Annotated in this window: 20 protein-coding genes and 1 pseudogene; all 21 read right to left on the bottom strand. The window is 38.7% G+C overall.

The window, feature by feature from the left end; translation table 11 throughout:
• Positions 1-10: 10 nt before the first annotated feature.
• Positions 11-1474: a flagellar hook-associated protein FlgK gene (flgK, locus tag B1NLA3E_RS18940; protein ID WP_015595425.1), complete on the bottom strand. Its 1464-nt coding sequence runs from the start codon at positions 1472-1474 to the stop codon at positions 11-13.
• Between the two features lie 26 nt (positions 1475-1500).
• Positions 1501-1977, bottom strand: a complete 477-nt coding sequence (locus tag B1NLA3E_RS18945; RefSeq protein WP_015595426.1) for a flagellar protein FlgN — start codon at positions 1975-1977, stop codon at positions 1501-1503.
• Positions 1978-1988: 11 nt separating this feature from the next.
• A complete protein-coding gene (flgM, locus tag B1NLA3E_RS18950; RefSeq protein WP_015595427.1) occupies positions 1989-2264 on the bottom strand; it encodes a flagellar biosynthesis anti-sigma factor FlgM in 276 nt (91 codons plus the stop codon).
• Between the two features lie 254 nt (positions 2265-2518).
• Positions 2519-3094 carry a DUF6470 family protein gene (locus tag B1NLA3E_RS18955; RefSeq protein WP_015595428.1) on the bottom strand — a complete coding sequence of 192 codons (576 nt, stop codon included), beginning with the start codon at positions 3092-3094 and terminating at the stop codon, positions 2519-2521.
• A 34-nt stretch (positions 3095-3128) separates the two neighbouring features.
• Positions 3129-3482: a flagellar protein FlaG gene (flaG, locus tag B1NLA3E_RS18960; RefSeq protein ID WP_015595429.1), complete on the bottom strand. Its 354-nt coding sequence runs from the start codon at positions 3480-3482 to the stop codon at positions 3129-3131.
• A 230-nt stretch (positions 3483-3712) separates the two neighbouring features.
• The gene (locus B1NLA3E_RS18965; RefSeq protein ID WP_015595430.1) at positions 3713-5128 is read right to left on the bottom strand and encodes a flagellin N-terminal helical domain-containing protein; all 1416 of its coding nucleotides are present in this window, start codon (positions 5126-5128) and stop codon (positions 3713-3715) included.
• A 366-nt stretch (positions 5129-5494) separates the two neighbouring features.
• Positions 5495-7033, bottom strand: coding sequence for a flagellar filament capping protein FliD (gene fliD / locus B1NLA3E_RS18970; RefSeq protein WP_015595431.1), 1539 nt, complete (start codon positions 7031-7033; stop codon positions 5495-5497).
• A gap of 153 nt (positions 7034-7186) precedes the next feature.
• Complete coding sequence (locus tag B1NLA3E_RS18975; RefSeq protein WP_015595432.1) at positions 7187-8032, bottom strand: flagellar hook-basal body protein; 846 nt, start codon at positions 8030-8032, stop codon at positions 7187-7189.
• Between the two features lie 28 nt (positions 8033-8060).
• On the bottom strand, positions 8061-8951 hold the full coding sequence (locus B1NLA3E_RS18980) for a flagellar hook-basal body protein (RefSeq protein WP_041580686.1): 891 nt from the start codon (positions 8949-8951) through the stop codon (positions 8061-8063).
• Positions 8952-8966: 15 nt separating this feature from the next.
• Entirely contained in the window at positions 8967-9386 is a 420-nt protein-coding gene (locus tag B1NLA3E_RS18985) for a DUF6115 domain-containing protein (RefSeq protein ID WP_015595434.1), read from the bottom strand.
• A gap of 24 nt (positions 9387-9410) precedes the next feature.
• Positions 9411-9854, bottom strand: a complete 444-nt coding sequence (locus B1NLA3E_RS18990; protein ID WP_015595435.1) for a YaaR family protein — start codon at positions 9852-9854, stop codon at positions 9411-9413.
• Positions 9855-10014: 160 nt separating this feature from the next.
• The gene (locus tag B1NLA3E_RS18995; protein WP_442852670.1) at positions 10015-11607 is read right to left on the bottom strand and encodes a methyl-accepting chemotaxis protein; all 1593 of its coding nucleotides are present in this window, start codon (positions 11605-11607) and stop codon (positions 10015-10017) included.
• A 57-nt stretch (positions 11608-11664) separates the two neighbouring features.
• Positions 11665-12177, bottom strand: a pseudogene (locus B1NLA3E_RS26075) (MCP four helix bundle domain-containing protein); the annotation flags it as partial.
• Positions 12178-12232: 55 nt separating this feature from the next.
• Positions 12233-12709, bottom strand: coding sequence for a chemotaxis protein CheW (locus B1NLA3E_RS19000; protein WP_015595437.1), 477 nt, complete (start codon positions 12707-12709; stop codon positions 12233-12235).
• A 45-nt stretch (positions 12710-12754) separates the two neighbouring features.
• A complete protein-coding gene (locus B1NLA3E_RS19005) occupies positions 12755-13195 on the bottom strand; it encodes a chemotaxis protein CheW (protein ID WP_015595438.1) in 441 nt (146 codons plus the stop codon).
• 17 nt (positions 13196-13212) lie between these two features.
• Positions 13213-15231 (bottom strand): chemotaxis protein CheA, encoded by a 2019-nt coding sequence (locus B1NLA3E_RS19010; RefSeq protein ID WP_041581213.1) that lies wholly within the window; start codon positions 15229-15231, stop codon positions 13213-13215.
• A gap of 330 nt (positions 15232-15561) precedes the next feature.
• Positions 15562-15924, bottom strand: coding sequence for a response regulator (locus B1NLA3E_RS19015; RefSeq protein ID WP_015595440.1), 363 nt, complete (start codon positions 15922-15924; stop codon positions 15562-15564).
• Positions 15925-15955: 31 nt separating this feature from the next.
• The gene (gene fliY / locus B1NLA3E_RS19020) at positions 15956-17104 is read right to left on the bottom strand and encodes a flagellar motor switch phosphatase FliY (protein ID WP_015595441.1); all 1149 of its coding nucleotides are present in this window, start codon (positions 17102-17104) and stop codon (positions 15956-15958) included.
• 1 nt (position 17105) lies between these two features.
• Complete coding sequence (fliM, locus tag B1NLA3E_RS19025; RefSeq protein WP_015595442.1) at positions 17106-18080, bottom strand: flagellar motor switch protein FliM; 975 nt, start codon at positions 18078-18080, stop codon at positions 17106-17108.
• 107 nt (positions 18081-18187) lie between these two features.
• Entirely contained in the window at positions 18188-19117 is a 930-nt protein-coding gene (locus B1NLA3E_RS19030) for a flagellar hook-basal body complex protein (protein ID WP_015595443.1), read from the bottom strand.
• Positions 19118-19158: 41 nt separating this feature from the next.
• The gene (gene flgD / locus B1NLA3E_RS19035; protein ID WP_015595444.1) at positions 19159-19590 is read right to left on the bottom strand and encodes a flagellar hook assembly protein FlgD; all 432 of its coding nucleotides are present in this window, start codon (positions 19588-19590) and stop codon (positions 19159-19161) included.
• Positions 19591-19599 lie beyond the last annotated feature (9 nt).

Genomic DNA, 19599 nt, shown 5'->3' on the forward strand with positions numbered 1-19599 from the left:
CAAATTCCCCCTACATTCCGACACGGCCCATGCCGTTGATTACCTTATCCAAACATTCATCCATGATGGTTACAACCCGTGCAGCAGCATTATATGCCTGCTGGAATTTAATCATATTCGCCATTTCTTCGTCTAAAGAGACACCGGAAACGGACTGGATCCGATTCTCTACCTGCTGAACAATCAAATTGGAGTTATCCTGCATTCGCTGTGCCTCTTGTGAATCAGTTCCCAACTGCGCAATGATATTGCGATAAAAATCAGTTGCGTTGGAGGTTGCACCGTTAAAACCAAGAATGGCTGTTTTAATTGCAGCCATTTCCTTGGCGTTTTCCCCATTTCCAGTCGAAGAAGTTCCTGGGGATTCTTCTTTTGCTGCAGCAATCAGGTTTAAATTTTGCATAATTTCTGGATTTACACTTAAGGTTTTAGCAGTTGTTCCTGTAAAAAAGATTGGTGTCGCTGGCATACCACCATTGATATTATCTAAATTAAGTCCATCTTGATGAACTTGATTTACCTTTTCTGCAAAAGTCTTGGCCAAATTATCGATTTTCGATTTAAGATTAGGGATGCTATTATTTGAACTGCCGTCTGTTATTCCATACGATTCCATCAGACCGAGCAGCTCTCCGGAATTCAAGGATACGGGATCACTTCCAATCATTATCTCGGCGGGATTGACCAAGCCGGAGGTTGGATCAAACCCAATGGAAAAGGATTTTGCAGTTTTTCCCTGAACCAACAACTCACCGCCGACAGATACGTCGACCATCCCAGTCTCAGGGTAGGTTTTCACTTTGACATCCACAAGTTTTGATAATTGATCGAGCAGCAAATCTCGTCGGTCATACAAATCATTAGGCTGGTAATTGTTAGGAACGAGACGGGAAATCTGATCATTTAGGCTGCTAATTTGGGTTGCCAAAGAATTGACATCTTTCGTTTTGGCAGAAATAACATTTTTAAGATCTTCCTGTAATTGGTCCAAGGAATTAGAAATATAATTAAACGTTTCGGCGACAGCTACCCCTGTTTGTCTTACTACCGAACGAGAAGCACCACTATCCGGATTTTTAGACAATTCCTGCCATGAATTAAAGAATTGATCCATCGTTTCCGCTAACCCTGTCTCAGAGGGTTCGTTCAATAGTTCTTCCATTTTGGACAGCGTATCACTTTTGGCTTCATAGTATCCCAAATTTTTGTTTTCACCGCGAAATTGGACATCCAAATAGTCTTCCCGCAGCCGAACCAGCTTTGCCACCTCGACACCGGTTCCCAATTGACCTGGAGTTTTATCCACGTTCATCCCTGCATTGGGGATGGGGGTAGTTGCTTGCATTTCCGCTCGCTGCCGGGTATAGCCCTGTGTATTGGCATTGGCAATGTTATGAGCCGTAGTAGAAAGTGCCGACTGCTGGGCAAACAGTCCTCTTTTCGCTATTTCTAAGCCATGAAAGGTCGAAACCATCTACATTTTCCTCCGTCTATCATAATTTATACTTTTGCATCCAGCAGGTTTGAATAATGGTTGCCCGCATTCGGACCATATCCGATTACTGGTTCTTTTTGTACAAACATCGCGACCGAGAATTGAATGTAGGAAAGCGATGTTAGAATTAATTGCTGGTTGCTTTCATTTAAATAGGAAATTTCCTGAATTAAGTGACGAATCTGTTCCGCCATCCTCGTTAATGCGGACTTTAGAGCACCATCGTCCTTGGATTTGAGGTATTCCTCAAGCGAAAAAAAATGTCCCATTATCCCCTTTTGTGCCATATATTCTTGCACCGATTGTTGTCTTTGCTGATCCAGTTTCTGAATTTCATTTACACACGAGTTCTCCTGGATGACCACGCTTTGTAGTCCATCAATACTTCCATCGACAAGGATGGTTCGCTTCTCTTTCGCTAAATCGAGTAATCGGGTATGGGCGTCAATCATCTCCGCCAATATTTGGACTAGTTTTTCCAATTTACGTCCTCCTAAATGGATTCATTCTTCCAAAACCCGATCATTTTATCAGCAATTTTGCTGCTTTCAACGTGATAGCTTCCGTCGGCTATCTGCTGTTTTAATTCCTGAACCCGATTTTGTCGCTGAGTCTGTTCCTTCATCATCACCTGGGAAATTTCTTTACCGCGTGTTGAAATGGTCACTTCAGCAGAGGAAGATGACTTTTTTGCTGGGTTTGCTATATTTGAACGGTTCTGTTGTTTTTGGTAGGAGATAAAACCATAATTCGTATCATTGATTCGCATGTACCATCCCTCCAGTTCTATTAATATTAATCGGTATATATAAAAAAAAGTTTAGTTTTAATTGAAAGAAAAAATTTATTTATGCATAAAAAAACTCGCACCTTTGGACTCTGTGATTAAATTGTATCAAAATAACCAGGAATGTACATTATTTATTTTGATTGATTCTGAAATGAGGAGGGAGGAAAAAACAAAAAAAATAGCAGAAAGACTCCTTCTGCTCTCTGCTGGTTTGTTTTATTTTGACAAGACCCTCAAGTCTTACTATTCACGTTCAATCCAACAAAATCAATTTGTAATTGCTGCATTTGCCGAAGGTACACTTCGGTTTTTCCAGGTGTATAATTATGAATTGGCTTATGCTGAGTGGATTCAATTTTAGCACCACCCTGTTGCCAATTGATATACACCTCAGCCGGGGTATAATGAATTTGGACTGAACCATAGCTTGGGATAAAGGCGATATTAAAATCTGCAGAACCTGGGAGGGCCTTGTCGGTGGCAATCGCAGCAATGGCATCAGTTTTATTCTGAATCGCTGCCATTTGATTGCCTTCCTGTGCAATTTGAGCAATGGCTTCTAACACATTTTTCTTGGCAGCTTCAGCCATATCCTCATTGAACCTACCAAAACTCTTCATGTTCAATTCATACCGTGCCTGCTCCTGGTTGATTTCAAGTAGGGCGGGCTGACGTTCAATTGTCATTACAGCAGGAATCTGTTCAATCGATAAATCGGCAGGTTGTTGATGAATCTCCTGAACCGGCTGGGTTGTCCGCAGTCCGATTTGAGCGTAAGTTTGATGTAGCTGGATTTGCGGGATTTGCAAATGAATTCAACTCCATTGTCTAGGCCGATTTTCTTTAAACCTTTTTATCTACTAAAAGACCGATATACTCCACCATTGCTGCATACATATCTAGCAATTTCTTGGGCGGAATTTCTTTAACGACCTCATTCGTTTGATCATCCACAATCGCAACATAATATTTTTGTAATTCATCATGAAACTGAAATTTCAAGTGGGTATTGGACGCTTTTAAGAAGTCATTCATGCCATTAATGGCTTTTTCTATTTTTTTCCTTGAATGCTCTGGTTGCTTTGGATTTTGGTTTTGTGGATCAGTCGATTCTTCTTTTATTTTGGGTGCACCTTCCACTGGTTTCACTTGGAAATCTGTCAGTTGATTATTTGAATTTAAAACTTTCTCAATCATACACAACCCTTCTTTCATATTACACTATTCTATTAATTTTATCGGATAAGGGCAGGAAATGTTTAGGAGCATTGTTTATAAGTGGGATCATTTTTTATTAAATTATATTATGATTTCTCCTAGACAAGAATTTTTCTCATGCGATACCCAAACTTATGGCTTCATCTCCTTTACTATAATAAAAAGGGAATCCCAGTAAAAACCGGAATTCCCTTTTTGATAAAAAATAATTAACGAAGAAGTTGTAGAACTCCTTGCGGTTGTTGGTTGGCTTGAGCCAACATAGCTTGTGCTGCTTGTGAAAGAATAGAATTCTTAGTTTGAGTCATCATTTCTTTCGCCATGTCTACGTCACGGATACGAGATTCCGCAGCTGTTAAGCTTTCGGATGATGTACCTAGGTTATTGATTGTGTGTTCGAATCGGTTTTGGACGGCACCAAGTTTTGAACGCTCAGCTGAAACTTTTGCAATAGCGTCACTTACAGCAGTAATTGCGGTTTCAGCACCTGCTTGTGAAGTAACATCAATATCATTGATACCAAGACTTTGTGTATCTATTTTATTGATATCCAGTTTCACTTCCTGGTTTTCATTAGCACCGATATGCATTGACAATGCATTATTTGTAGTCTTAATTACCGAGGATCCCGCTGCTGCTAAAACAGAATCAACAGATAAATCAAACGCAAGTCCACCTGCTTCAAAGTTATTATCAGTTATTTTCAAGCTAGTTGCATTAGAATATTCAGTTCCACTAGCAGAGTTTGTAATTTCAAAGTCTCCAGCTGCATAGGTAGCATTTAAATTAAAGGCTAATTCCCCTTCATTAACCCCACCAGCAAGAGGATCTGTCAATGTAAACTTTGTTGCAGTACCATCGGGACGTGTACCAACAATAGTTGCGTCACCGCCGCCTGCTGTCCATCCTGCTAAGACCCCTACTTCAACACCATCGCTATTTTTCAAAGAAATATCGAATGTATCAGTTGCTCCAGTAGACTTAAATTCCAATGAATAATCGCCTAATTTTAATCCATCAATACTTGCATTAGTATTTAGAGCAAAATTTGTAGCATCTAGTCCAGTAGTGTTTGTTTTAATATCCATTCCTACCGTAGCTACAGCACCAGTAGTGACTGTATATGTGTCAGCTTTTAAATCAGAATCAACAACACTTACACTTCCTAAAACATGAGCATCAGAAGTAATGTTTGCATTGTTAGCCACGCTACCATTTAATAATTTCTTAGTGTTAAACTCAGTATCAGTTGAAATACGGTTTACTTCATCTTTCAATTGAGTAATTTCTTTTTGGATTTCTTTACGGTCACCATCAGTGTTTGTATCATTGGAAGATTGAACCGATAATTCACGCATACGTTGAAGAATGCTTTCTGTTTCATTTAATGCACCTTCAGCAGTTTGAATTAAAGAAGTTGCATCTTGAGCATTTTTGGAAGCCATGTCTAATCCGCGGATTTGTCCACGCATTTTTTCGGAGATTGCTAGTCCTGCTGCATCATCTGCCGCGTTGTTGATACGAAGACCAGAAGATAACTTCTCCATTGATTTGGATTGTGCAGTTGATGCTGAATTTAACTGACGAAGAGTGTTCATCGCTGTGATATTGTGGTTAATTTGCATAATTAATTTTCCTCCTTATTATATGTAAAATTAATTTTACAGGGAATATTCCCTATGAAACTTTATCTATAACAAACCCAGTAGGTCTATTATCAAAATAATAAAGTAAACATAACTTTTGATAAGATCAAAATCTATGTCCACACAACCTTCTTTGGTGCATTAATCACTAACCTAAATTTTGAATCTTCTTGAATGACAGTAACTTTTTCAACATCGCCTAAGATTCAATTGTCTTACATGTCTTATTATCGGAGAATCAAAAAAATAGTTTAGCTGTTTTTTAAAATTTTTTATCAAAAAAAAGGAGCCATTCCAATAAGGAATGACCCAACTTTCAATTTTCCTATTCAAACACGAATATTTTTATCCCAGCCCTAGCTGCTGTGATAACCATGAGCTTTGCGAATTTAATTTGGACATCGCCGTCTCCATAGCAGAAAACTTTTTATAGAGATTATTTTCATACTGTGCAATTCGGTCCTGCTCTTTATTAAGATTAGTATTGATTGTTTTAAGCTGTTTTGCCATTAGACTGCTTGTATCAACATAGGAGTTTGGCGAGCCAGCTGTCGACGCTAAATCAGCTATCGTGCTGTTAATTCGATCATAGATTCTCCAACCAATACCACTGTCATTATGCTTGGCTATGCTGGTTACCGTTGAATCACTGGATTTTCCTAAGTTACTTGTTTTTGTAAATAGACTTTTTACCCCTTCTAAATTGTTGTCTAAAACACTTTTTAATTTCGTCTCATCAAGTTCTAATTTGCCATGATCCAGATAAGATTTACTTGGCGTTATGCCGATATCAGTAAGGGTTTTAGGGCTACTCGTAATTCCGCCTGTTGCTTCGGTTAAGCTATTTCGTAGCTGGATCAAGAATCCTGAAATGGTAGAATCGTTTTTTAATACGCCACTTTTTGCTTTATCATCCCACAGCTTGATATCATTGTCCTTCATGTCCTTTTTTTGATCATCTAATAGAGGTGGGAAGTCCCGATATTTCTTTTCTGATACTTTTTTATTAAGATCATCGATAAGTTGGTTATATTTATCTACAAATGTTTTGATTGAGTCAAATACAGCTTGGGTATCATTTGCTGTTTGAATCGACACTGATGGATCAGTTGCATCAATTTTCGACTTCAAATCAATCTTCATATCATCATAGACAAAACTATTACTGCTGATGCTTAAGGTTAGACCATTAATGGTAACACTCCCTGGCAATGCATTCTTACCTACACTATACGCTCCAAAATTCGGGGCGGATTTTATGGAGCCGTCAACAATTCCTAAATTATTAGTCGTCACACTATCGATTTTTATATCGGCAGAATCACCTGTTGCTATAGTGGTTAAAATGATGGAACTACTTCCATCAAAAAAGCTTGCCTTGATTCCAGTGGTAGAGCTTTTTTCATTAATCTTGGAAATGATCTGATCAGCTGTATCATCTTTTGCAATATCAATAAGTTCCGTTCCTGTGCCGGTAAGATTAAATGAAAAGGCTGCATCTGCTTTAGTCGTTCTTCCAGGGACAGTAATATTCACGGATGCACCTTGAGCTGGTGTTGCAAGACTAGCAGATGAAATCGTATAAGAAGCTGCAGTAGGTTTCCCAGAAATACTTACACCTATTTTATCCGGCTGAGATGATGTTATGGTTTGCTTAATGAACGTTGATTGCAAACGAAGCCCTTCAACTGATTTGCGGAAATCGTCAAGCTTTGTATTGATTTCCCGATAGGCATCCGTCTTCCACGAGTTAAGAATTTTTGCCTGCTGCAACTTATTAAGCTGGCTGCTTTGCGCTTTTACCATTTGTGCTACCAAGGTATCCGTATCTATGCCGGAAGCTAATCCAGAAATTCGATTATAATTAGTAACAGAACTAACCATTGCCACCACTCCTTTCTAGAGTTTAAACGTCATATTTTATATGAGAAAATATCATATTTTATTTTTAAAAAATGCCCACTTTATATTAATCGGTCATTCTTATATAAAGTTTAGTAAAAAAAAGAGACGTCAAAAACGCCTCAGGCCAGAAACCTATTTTAATATATTATTAGCAATCCCCACCATTTGATCAGCATAGGAAACCGCCCTTGCATTCATTTGAAAGCCCCGCTGTGTTGTGATCAAATCGGTCATTTCTTTTGTCAAATCGACGTTGGAGCCTTCTATATACCCAGAGGAAATCTGAGCATCTCCTGGGGCCATAACAGTTATAAAGTTTCCGACATTTGTTCCATTCCCCAATAAGGTGGTGTCAATTGCAAATTCATTGCCTCCAACACTTTTTAATACATTTGGATTTTGAATGTCAACCGTGGCCACCCTTTGTGGCGAAACATATGACACACCCTGCCCATTTTTAATTTGAATTTGACCTGTTGCATCAATACTAACATCATCCTGACCATTCAGTTCAATCGGCGTGCCATTTTGGTCGAGCAGAAAACCTCCGTTAGCATTGACTAAATTAAAGTTTCCCGGATTAGCCGAATTTGGACTCAAGTGAAAATTACCATCTCTTGTATAATGAACCTCACCGTTCCCATCTGCTGATGGATAGCTCACTTGAAAAAATCCCTTTCCATTAATCATTAAGTCAAAGGGGTTCCCAGTTTGCAAAGCCTGCCCCTGCTTCATATCCAGCTGTGTAAGGCCCAAACGCGTCCCGTAACTAACCCGAATGCCTTTAGGGGTAAGCCGCCCGGTTTCCTGGTTTGCAGTGCCCAGATTGTTGACTTGAGAAGCTAAAATTTCCGAAAAGCTTTGGTCCTTCCGTTTAAAACCATTCGTGTCAACGTTGGCTATATTGTTAGCGGAAGTATCAATTTTTTGCTGAAACGCCTGCAGTGCGCCTGAAGAAATGTATAGTGACGTGTTCAAATTCGTTACCTCCTGTCTTTAAAGCGATTTACCCGTTAATCTTTCCCACCGAATACAGTTGTTGCAATGAGGAATCATAGGCACTGATTACTTTTTGGTTTGACTCATATCCGCGAACGGTCATCATCATATCTGAAATTGTTTGTCCCGTGTCTACATTTGACTGTTCAATAGATCCCTGATTAAGGGTTACACCGGGATTGGTATTCCCTGGGTCTTGGATAAACGGTGCTGGGGTATCCGCTTGGTAGACATTTGCACCCCGTCGGCGAAGATCCATTGGATTTTGCACTATGGCTATCCCAATCTCGCCAGCAAATTGGGTTCTTGCAGGGTCATCAGGATACGCAATAATCTGGCCATTCTGATTTATGTACAAATCCCCTTTTTGAATACTAGTCGTTATTTGCACTGGCTGATGGTTGGCACCCAGCACCCGATAGCCTTCAGAAGTAACCAAATTGCCATTTGCGTCTAAATCAAATTTCCCGTTCCGGGTGTATCCAACTGTTCCATCCGGGAGCTGGACAGCAAACATTGCCGTCGGCTTCACCTGCCGGCCATTGACAAGCTGGGCAGGAATATTCTGGTCATTGATCGCGATGTCAAGAGGCTGATCCGTTTGAACAAGGGGTCCTTGAGTAAAGCTAGGAATACGTTCCTGGGCAAGTACACCGGTAGTGAGCACACCAATTGGGACGGACTGTCCAGATACTTGGGCAGTGCCTGCAGCGGCTGCAGTTCCACTTCCATTCATTTTGCTGATTCGATCTATAAATAACTTTGGAAATGCTCGCAACGCCGTATCATCTTTCTTATATCCCACAGTTTGAGCATTTGACAGGTTATTGGCTAATGCTTCCTGCTTCCGCTCCAGAGATAACATTCCTGAAGTTGCAGTATATAACCCTCTTATCATGATAAAACCCCTTCCTTATGCTTTTTCTTGAGCAGCAAGCCCAAGAATGAGCGAAACTTCACCGTAGCCTCTATCAAGTTTCTTTGCAATCTCATCTGCCGTTAAACCTTGTACATTTAATTCAAAAATCTCTTTATAACGGTCATTTAACAATAATTTCTGTTCTTTTTTTGGCTTTGTTTCGACTTGAGGCGGGGCTTCAAAAAATGGCTTCTCCGCCCTCCATTGTTGAGGCTCCAGTTGAATAGATTCATAATAATGCTCCAGCTTTGATTTCACTTCCATCAATTGCCGATTCAGCTGCCCTTGATTTTCCAATATTTTTTGACTTAGTACCAGCTGGGAGTCATTTTTCGTCTTAAAAAAACTGCGAATAATCAAGAAAAGAACTCCAATGAAATTGAGGACTAACAGTATGATGATCAGAAGTTGCACCTATTTTCTTCCTTTCTTTACGTGTCACGTATAAAGATTGATCAATAAGCCTTTAATCTCTCCGATTCGTTCCAGGATGGATAAACTCGAATTCTGTTGATTTAAAACGTGATCTGTTAATTCAATTAATTTGCGGTCGAGTACTTGGACCGTTTTCAGCGTTTTATTTCCTCCATACGGGTCCCAGCTTTCAGTCTGGTACATACCTACCCCGTTTTTTGTTACCTCACCCATAAACTTCTTAACCAAATCCTTATACTTGCGCAGTTCTGCAAATGTCGGATTTTCGTTTAACTGTTTTCCTTGTTGATCTAATTCCAGAAGCATCTTTTGGAGGTGCTCCTCGGTGAGGTCCTTCGAATAGGAGTTAATAATCTTTTGAAAAGCTGCTGTATTTGCAGCAGACCGCTCAGATGATGCGGGTCGGGGTTCACCTATATTTACCCTAAGTGGGTCTTGTACTCTCATCGGAACTCACCACCACTTATTCAAAATGTAAAACTTAATCAAAATATATCAAAATTATAACCCAACCTATCAAAAATTTCATTATTAGTAATAGAAAAATCAGTTCAATTGTGAAAAAACGCCTTCCATTATCTGCGAAGGCGTTTTAACCTATTCTACATTATGCTAGTTTTTGAACCTGCGTTTTTACATCAGTAATCGCTTGGACCACTTCTTCCACTTCGTTGGTTTGAGTTTCAATCGTGGAGAATAGTTCTCCTGTTTGATTGTTAACATTTCTAACCTCTGCGGCTATTTCATGCCCGTAGTTCACTTGTTCGCTTGTGGCGATATTCATTTGTTGAACCATTTCTTTCATATTATTAATATTACGAACAATCTCCTCAGCTGTAAGTGCCTGTTCTTTCGTTGCATTCGTAACAGAGCTCGATTGACTGCTTACTTTTTCAATGGATGTAACCATAGATCGTCCTGTCTTCGCTTCCTCATTCGTAGCAACAGAGATTTGTTGAACTTGATCTTTTATGTCCAAGATCCCTTTAACAATTTCTTCTGCGGTGATCGATTGTTCTTTCGTAGAATGATTCATTTCAGATGATTGTTTTGTTACTTTCTCTACACCACTAGCAAGTATTTTGCTGTTTTTCGTTTGTTCTTCCGTTGCATTAGCAATCTGATTCATTTCCTCAGTTACTTGAGCAATTCCTTCCGAGATTTTCTTGATTGCCTGATTGGTTTTCTCTGCCAATTGATTGCCAATTTTCACTTTATTGGCACCGTCTTTAATGGAAGTCACTGCAACAGCTGTTTCATTTTGAATACCTTTAATGAGGCCAGCAATTTCTTTTGTTGCTTTTGCTGAACGTTCAGCCAGTTTGCGCACTTCGTCAGCAACGACTGCAAATCCTTTTCCGTGCTCTCCAGCGCGCGCTGCCTCAATTGCCGCATTGAGTGATAATAGATTGGTTTGTTCTGCGATTTCATCAATCACTTCGATAATGCTCCCAATTTCTTCTGAGCTTTTTCCCAATCCTTCAATGACATCACTTGCTTGGTCAATCACATGAGAAATTTCTTTCATGCCATTCAGTGTTTCATTCAGTGAATTGGTTCCTTCAAACGCATCCTTCTTAACATCATTGCTAAGATGGTTAACGGTTTGCACACTACCCGCTACCTGATTAATTGAGAAGACCATTTCCTCAACTGCCTTGGATGTATCTTCAGCCGAAATGGTTAGGCCTACTGCATTTTCGTTAACGCCTTTAATTGATTTGCTCATTTCTTCAATGGCAGCAGAGATTTCTTCCACACTAGCACCTACATTACCAGCATTTCCCGCTACTTGTTCAATTGAAACCATCATTTCCTGAATTGCAGAATTAGTTTCTACTGTAGATGCATCTAAATGCATGGCACTTTCAGCTACTAAATTAATGGATGCACTCATTTGTTCCACCGCTGCAGAAATTTCCTCCACTCCTGCTGCTGTTTCATTGGTGTTTCCTGCCACCTGCTGTATTGAAGCGACAAGTTCACTGACCGAATCATTCGCTTTTTTCATAGAAGTATCTAATTCTTGAGCACTAGTTTTCGTTTTATCGATTGAATCTTTAATCCCATCGACTGATTTTGTGGTGGTATTGACATTGTCTTCCACCTTATGTACAGCACCCTTAATCATTTTCGTAATTAGGGATGAGATGACAATACTTAAAAGAACAGCAAAGATGGAAACAATGATATTTTCCATAATGGATCTAGATGAGATTTTCTCGTATTGTTTAATTCCAGCATCGGTTTCTTTATGATTATTTTTGGTGTATTCATTAAGAGAGGCAACAGCTTTTTCCCCCAGTGGTGCCAAAACGACCATCTTTTGATGGACTATATCAGGATCATTGTTTCTTGATGCCTCAAAATAAGCTGGAATACTAGCAAAATATTCTTCGGAACTATTGCTAAAAGCGGTTAAAAGTTTTTTGTTTTCCGCCGAATTATCATATTTCTCGATTTCTTTAATTTCCTTTCTTATCGCTGTGATGTCTTGCCTAACTATATCTTCCATTTTTGCTTTATCTTCAGCTTTTTGCTCATATGCTTGCTTAATAGTGTATAACCGTACCCGTGTTATATCTTCTTTTAAATCTCCAATTAATTCTGTCTTTGGAACTTGATTTTTACCAATCTCATACATTTGTTCTTTTAAGTTTTGGACATTGTAAAACCCAACAAATGTGATAGAAAAGTAAGCTAGAATCATAATAAAATGACTGCACCATTGCTTCTTATTCATGGATAGATTATCCCAGACTTTTTTCATTTGTTTACCCTCACCTTTTGAATTAATGTATTTACCTAGCCGGTTTTTCTAAAACCTATAGCGCATCTTTTATTTCTTTTAATTCATCAAGATTCGTCGTATTTTCGAGGAGTTTCTCGATGTCTAAGAGAATGATTAGCCTGTCTGCTAGTTTCGATATCCCCATTAAATAGGAAATATTTTTGTTTTCTAAAAAGTTCGGATGTTGAATAGTATCTGCTGCAATATCCAACACGTCCTTCGCGGAATCAACCACAAGGCCAATTTCTTTCCCAAACACTTGGACGACGATGATTCTGGTCACATCTGTCGGATTTAGCGTTTCCCCCGTTAAAGCAGATCGAATGTCTACAACCGGCATTACGACATTTCGAATCGTCGTCACTCCTAATACATGGGCGGGCCTATTTGGATAAATTATAATGGGCTCCATTCGTTCAATAGAGACGACTTGATTGATGTTTACCCCATACTCTTCCTGTCCAACTTTAAAAATTAGTCCTTTAAATTCCTGTAATTCAGTCTGGTCCATCCTACGGTCCCCCTTCCTCTTTGGTAAAAAACTATATACCATCTATTAACTATGTCCGAAAACACATTCTGCGGTTTTCATTAACTCGGCTAGTTTTAGTAGGATAATCAAACGCCCATCGATTTTAGCGATTCCAGCAAAATATTCAGAATCAAAACCACTTGAAGATGGAATTTCAATTGCTTCTGGTGGTACATCAACCACTTCGCTCGTTTGATCAACAATTAACCCCAATACAATCTCCTCATATTTGGTGATGATAATCCGCGTGTTTGAGGTGTAATCCACCTGTTCAAGGGCTAACTTCGTTCGTAAATCAATGATTGGAGTGACATTTCCGCGTAGGTTAATAACTCCTTTAACATATGCCGGTGCATTGGGAACTCTAGTAATGGGCTGAATTCGTTCGATCGATTGTACACAATTAATCTCTACCCCATACTCTTCTTCTCCTATTTTAAAGGCGACGATTTCTAAATTTTCCATCGAGAAGGTCCCCCTTTCTAGTTAATAAACTGATTTGTATCGATAATTAATGCCACTTCGCCATTCCCCAGAATGGTCGCTCCTGATATGGCATAAAGGTTTGGTAAAAAGCTTCCTAAAGATTTTAATACAATCTCTTGCTGTCCAATTACCGAATCAACCACTAAACCTACTGTTTTATCTCCTTTTCTAACAATGACGACAAAAAATGATTCTTCAGCTGATACTACTTCGCTATCGGAAGTCGGCACATGAAATACATTTTTTATCGAGACTAGCGGTACAACTTGGCCTCTGAATTGTAATACCTTTTGACCACGGAGAGTGGATACATCATTTTTAGTGACCAACGTTATTTCCACAATTGAATTGAACGGAATGGCATAAGTTTCATCTTCCACTTTTACTAACATCGAATAAATAATCGATAACGTTAATGGCAGCTGAATCCGAAATGTAGACCCGTTTCCCGGTGCAGACTCAATATTGATAAAGCCCCCAAGTGATTCAATTTTGGACTTTACTACATCCAGACCAACACCCCGACCGGAAATATCGGTAACTTTTTCGGCTGTGCTAAATCCTGAAGAGAATAACAAACCATAAACTTTTTGGTCTGTCAGTGAATTAGCTTCCTCCAGTGTTACAACCCCTCGTTCGATCGCTGTGTTTAATACCTTTTCGCGGTCGATTCCTTTTCCATCTTCAGTAACTTCGATAAAGACATGGTTTCCGCTATGGTAAGCTTGTAATAAAACGGTCCCTTCTTCAGGTTTACCATTTGCGATTCTTTCCTCAGTAGACTCAAGACCATGGTCTAGGGCATTTCTTAACAGATGGATCAAGGGATCACCAATTTCATCAATAACGGTTCGATCTAATTCAGTATCTGCACCTTGAATCACTAATTGAACCTTTTTATTTAACTCCTTGGCTAAATCCCGGACCATCCTTGGGAACCGATTAAATACCTGATCTACCGGAACCATTCGCATGTTTAAAATTAGACCTTGCAAGTCCGTCGAAATTCGGGTCATATGTTCAACTGTTTCTGTTAATTCTGACAGCTGTGATTTGTGGGCAATCTGCTCCAGTCTTCCACGGTCAATGATTAATTCACTAAACAAATTCATTAAATGATCCAATTTCTCAATATCAACACGAATCGATTTTGATCGGTGCTTTTTTTTATTTGCGTCCGTTTCTTCGTTATCATGCTTTATCACTTTTTCTTTTTTTTCAGTGGTGCTGTTCATTTTCGATTTTTCGATCACATTCATTTCAGGTTCGGTGATTTCAGAAATGATGATTTCATTTATCTCAGAAATTTTCAGTAAATGTGATTGAATATCTTTGGCATCTCGCTCCGACAGCAGTAAAATGCTGAACGAGTCATCAAAATTTTCTAGCTCTATTTGATCAACTGGTGGAATCGACTGAATGATTTCACCAAGTTCTTCTGCGGATTGAAAAATCATGTATGCCCTTACAGATTTCATTACACACTTTTCATTTATTGTCACCTTGATTTGATAAACATAATTACCGATATTTTTTGCTTCATTAATGATATCAAGTTGATACTCATCAAGCACTAGTTCTGGCAAATCACTCGGTTCCCAGGACGATTTTGATGGAATTTCCGGCTGTGATACAGTTGGGTTTTTAAGCATGGAAAGCTGGTTCACCACATCGGAGACATTTTCTTTGCCATCCCCCCCTTGCTCAATACTGTCCACCATTTTTTGGATTAAATCAACGCACTTAAAAACAACATCCATAATTTGGGAATTAATATTTAATTTGGAATTGCGAACCAAATCCAGCACATTTTCCATTTCGTGTGTCAAGGAAGCTAGGTCTTCAAAGCCCATCGCTCCTGCCATCCCTTTAAAAGTGTGGGCCGAACGAAAAATTTCATTTACAATCGATGTGTTCTCTGGTTCCGTTTCAAGTTTTAACAACTCGTTGTTTATCGACTGCAAATGTTCTTTTGATTCTTCGATAAACATTTCTAAATATTCGTTGGAATCCATTTCAAACTCCCCTCGCTGAAATAACATGCAGATTAGTCCCCCATGAAATTGGATCTGACTATACCTTTTTAACCTAAATACATACTAATATTAGCATAATTTACTATTTTAATATCGAAATTTTTTGATAGTTTTTTATCAATAAATGAAACTTTTTGATTAAATATCACAATTTTGACATTCTAAGAAGTCTGGATATTTCAAAAATTACATTAGAGTGCTACCAACCACCCCTATAAAAAATGCGAGTGAGATAGAACATCCTACTTGTTCCATCCACTACTCGCTTTTCATTTATCTATTTTTAAAGTTGGAAAATGATTTCGATGTCTAGTTTCCCAGTACCTTTTTTATCGATTCCATAACACGTTCTGCCTGAAAAGGTTTAACTACGAAATCTTTTGCGCCGGCTTGGATTGCTTCTAAGACCATCGGTTGCTGCCCCATTGCAGAACACATAATAATTTTAGCTTGCGGAAATAATGCCCTTATTTCCTTGACAGCCGTAATCCCATCTTTTTCTGGCATGGTAATATCCATGGTCACGACATCTGGTTGAAGCTCTATGTATTTTTCCAAAGCCTCTGTTCCATTGACGGCTTCCCCTATAACTTCAATTTCATTTTTTTTTAAGATATCTTTTAACATCATTCGCATAAAAGCAGCATCATCAACGATTAAAACACGTGCCATTGCCTTTTCCTCCAATATTCATTGTTGATTGTTACTTGGTCATTTTGGTTAGACGGTCAATAGGGCTAATAATATCTGTGATTCGTACACCAAAATTTTCTTCGATTACGACCACTTCTCCTTTAGCAATCAATTTGTGATTTGCTAAAATATCAACTGGTTCTCCTGCCAATTTATCAAGTTGTATAACAGAACCAGGCGCCAATTCAAGGATTTTTCGAATTGGTAATTTGGTACGGCCCAACTCCACCGTAATTTCAAGTGGAATATCATACAACATATCAATATTGTTTGTACCTGTACTTGAAGCAGGCCCCTCTGAAAAAGTAGAATATTCTACTTTTTGGACATTGGCATTTGCAGTTGGATTGACAGACACTTGTTGATCCTGTCGACGATTCGGCGACGAATCAGATATCGGTTGGTTTGCTGATGTTTGGCCAATTGGTACTTGGTTTACCGATTTCTGAGCAGGAGTGACGATTGGCTCATCCGAAACTTTGCTAAATTCGGTTGAATCCCCCTGATTAAAAATCATTTCGATCATTTCCTTTCCAAAAGAAAGTGGAATGAATTGAATCATTTTGGAATCGATCAATTCTCCTATTTTCAAACGAAATGAAATCTCAATAATAATATCATCTCCAAGGTCCTCCAACTTTTTTGGAGGAAACCCAAGTACATCAATTTCAGGTGGGGATATATCCACTTTTTGATGGAACATGGTAGACATGGATGTTGCAGCCGAGCCCATCATCTGGTTCATTGCTTCTTGGACAGCACTGAGATGGAGCTCTGAAAGTTCAGGTTCTAAATCAATACCATCACCGCCCATCATCAAATTGGCGATTATTTTTGCGTCATTTTCTTTAATCATTAACAAATTTTTGCCGTGGATACCCGATGTATAATCCACATGTACTGCAACATGTTTTTCTCTTATCAATTCTTCCATCTTTTCCCTTTTGATAACAACCAACACCGGCGCTGTTATTTCTACCCTTTGGTTTAACAAAGTGGAAAGAGCTGTGGTAGAGCTTCCTAAAGAAATATTTCCAATCTCCCCTAGTGCATCCTGCTCCATAGGGCTCAAAAAGTCATCGATCGTAAATGCATGGTTTATTTCTCCCTGATTGAAGAGCGCATTAATCTCTTCTTGTGATAGTGAACCCTCGCTCATCCTAAAAATCATCTCCTTCCGCTTGAATTACTTGATCAATCTGAACAGCATAATGCCCTTTTTGTAACCCCGGATTCCCTAAAAACCTTGTGAAATTCCCTACTTTTACTTGAATTTTCCCAGTGTCAATTCCAATCACATCTCCAACCTGCAAGTTGATCAGATCGGCAACCTGTAACGTCGCTCTTCCCAGATCAGCAATCATTGGTACAGGAACATTATCCAAGTTTTGCATAATTTTATCTTGCTGGGGTACGTTTGTTTTCGCAATCGTTGAATACCATTGATGAGATGCTAATTTGGGTAGCACTGGTTCAATAATTAAATGCGGTAAACATAGCGTTATTCTTCCTGTGAACTCCCCTATTGTTATTCGAAGAGCAATTAAAATCACAGTGTCATTTGCAGCAGCAATTTGGATAAATTGCGGATTGGATTCAAGTCCTTCAAATTTTACCGTTAAATTTTCAATATTTTCCCATACATAAGGATAGAGATCAAATGCTTGGGAAAAAACCTTTTGGATCAGCATTGTTTCAATTTCCGTTAAAGTTCCGTTAACATTTGCAGGCCCGCCTTGACCTCCAAGCATCCGTTCTAAGATGGCGTAGGCCACTTGTGGATTAATATCCAAGGCCATTTTTGCATCCATTGGCTGCACCTCAAAAATATTCAAAATGGTCTTTGAAGGAAGAGAGGCGATAAATTCCTGGTAGATTACTTGATCAACCAGTTCGATTTCAATTTGAACATACGTTCTTAATTGAGCTGATAGATAGGAAGTCAAGGACCGTGCAAAATTCTCATGTATTCGCGAAATACTTCGCAATTGTTCCTTAGAGTAACGCATTGCACGTTTGAAATCATAGACTTTTACTTTTTTCTTTTCCTCTTCGACATCAGATACTTTCAGATCACCGTTATTTACGGCTGATAAAAGGGCATCGATCTCTTGTTGTGATAATACATCTGCCAAAAGGCATCCCCCTAACTCTTCCATGAGTTATGGAATCTTTTAATTTTCTGTAATTAACTTATATTTAAATAGTAGGAGAAAAAGGACATTCTATTATTTATAAATGGCTATCGTTTTAAATTAACAATTTCATCCATTATGGTGTCAGAAGTCGTGATGGTTTTCGCATTAGCTTGAAAACCACGCTGTGCCACGATCATTTCAGTAAATTCATCGGTTAAATCCACGTTAGACATTTCAAGGGCGCCGGAATTGATTTGGCCTCCATCATTGTATACAATACGATCCATAGTAGATACTCCGGAGTTTGCAGTTTCCTCAAACATGGTGTTCCCAACCTTTTTTAAGCCACCAGGATTAGAAACAACCTTGGTTCCTATGGAAATAATTTCATTTTGAGTAGCAGGAGTATTGCCATCGTTCAAATAATATTTACCAGTGGAATTGATTGCTAATTTTCCGCTATTTCCATCTTCATCAACCACGTTGATGTCACCATTGGTGTCAATTGAAAAAGATGTGAATTTTAACGGAAGGTTAGTTACTGGATCTAAATTTACTTCATCTTCTATTATTTTTATTATTTGTGGTTGTGGGTTTAAAGTTGCGTCCTCATTTGTCCCTAACACATAATAGCCATTGGAATTGACTAATGTTCCATTTGCATCCCGTGAGAAATTCCCTGCTTTTGTTAAATAATTTACCGGTGACCCATTAGATGGTGAAACAACAAAATAGGCATCTCCATCAATACTTAAGTCGGTACCAATATTCGTTGTTACTGGACTTCCTGGTGTATGGACGGTATCAATAGAAGCAATCCTTGTCCCAAGACCAATTTGCTTCGGATTCACTCCACCACGGAGAGCAGTTGGTGCAGATGGTCCAGCAATATTTTGATTGAAGAAATCTTGAAAAACGACACGACTTTTTTTAAACCCTGCCGTATTAACATTGGCAATATTATTTCCGATCACATCAAGTTTTGTTTGGAAGCCCTTCATCCCGGTAACGCCAGTGTAAAATGAATTTAACATTTTATATCCTCCTTATTTTTTACGTATTGTTTGGATTATTTCTATTCAGGAATTGTTTGCTTAATCTCGATAATACTTTCCATGGGAACCTTTTCATCCCCAACCGTATAAAAAAAGTTACCTTCTTGTGCTGATACTCCATCGACAACACCCGTTTTAACAGATGTTGCCCCTTCAGGCATCCAACTAATCTCTTTGCCAATGGTCCCTGCATACTGACTCATTTGAAGACTAGCAAATTTGTCAAACGAACTATTTAGATTTGTCATTTGCTCTAATGAACTAAATGTTGCCATCTGTGCGATAAAATCTTTATCTTGTAGTGGGTTGGTAGGATCTTGGTTTGATAGTTGTGTCGTTAAAATTCTAAGAAAATCATCCTTTCCCAATGTGGTTTTTTGTTCGAAATTGTTGATATTTTTGTAAATAGAGTTATTATTCGATGTATTTGTAACATCTATCCAGCTACTCAAAGAACCCCA

This window comes from Bacillus sp. 1NLA3E, from assembly GCF_000242895.2.
Lineage (GTDB): Bacteria > Bacillota > Bacilli > Bacillales > Cytobacillaceae > Bacillus_BU.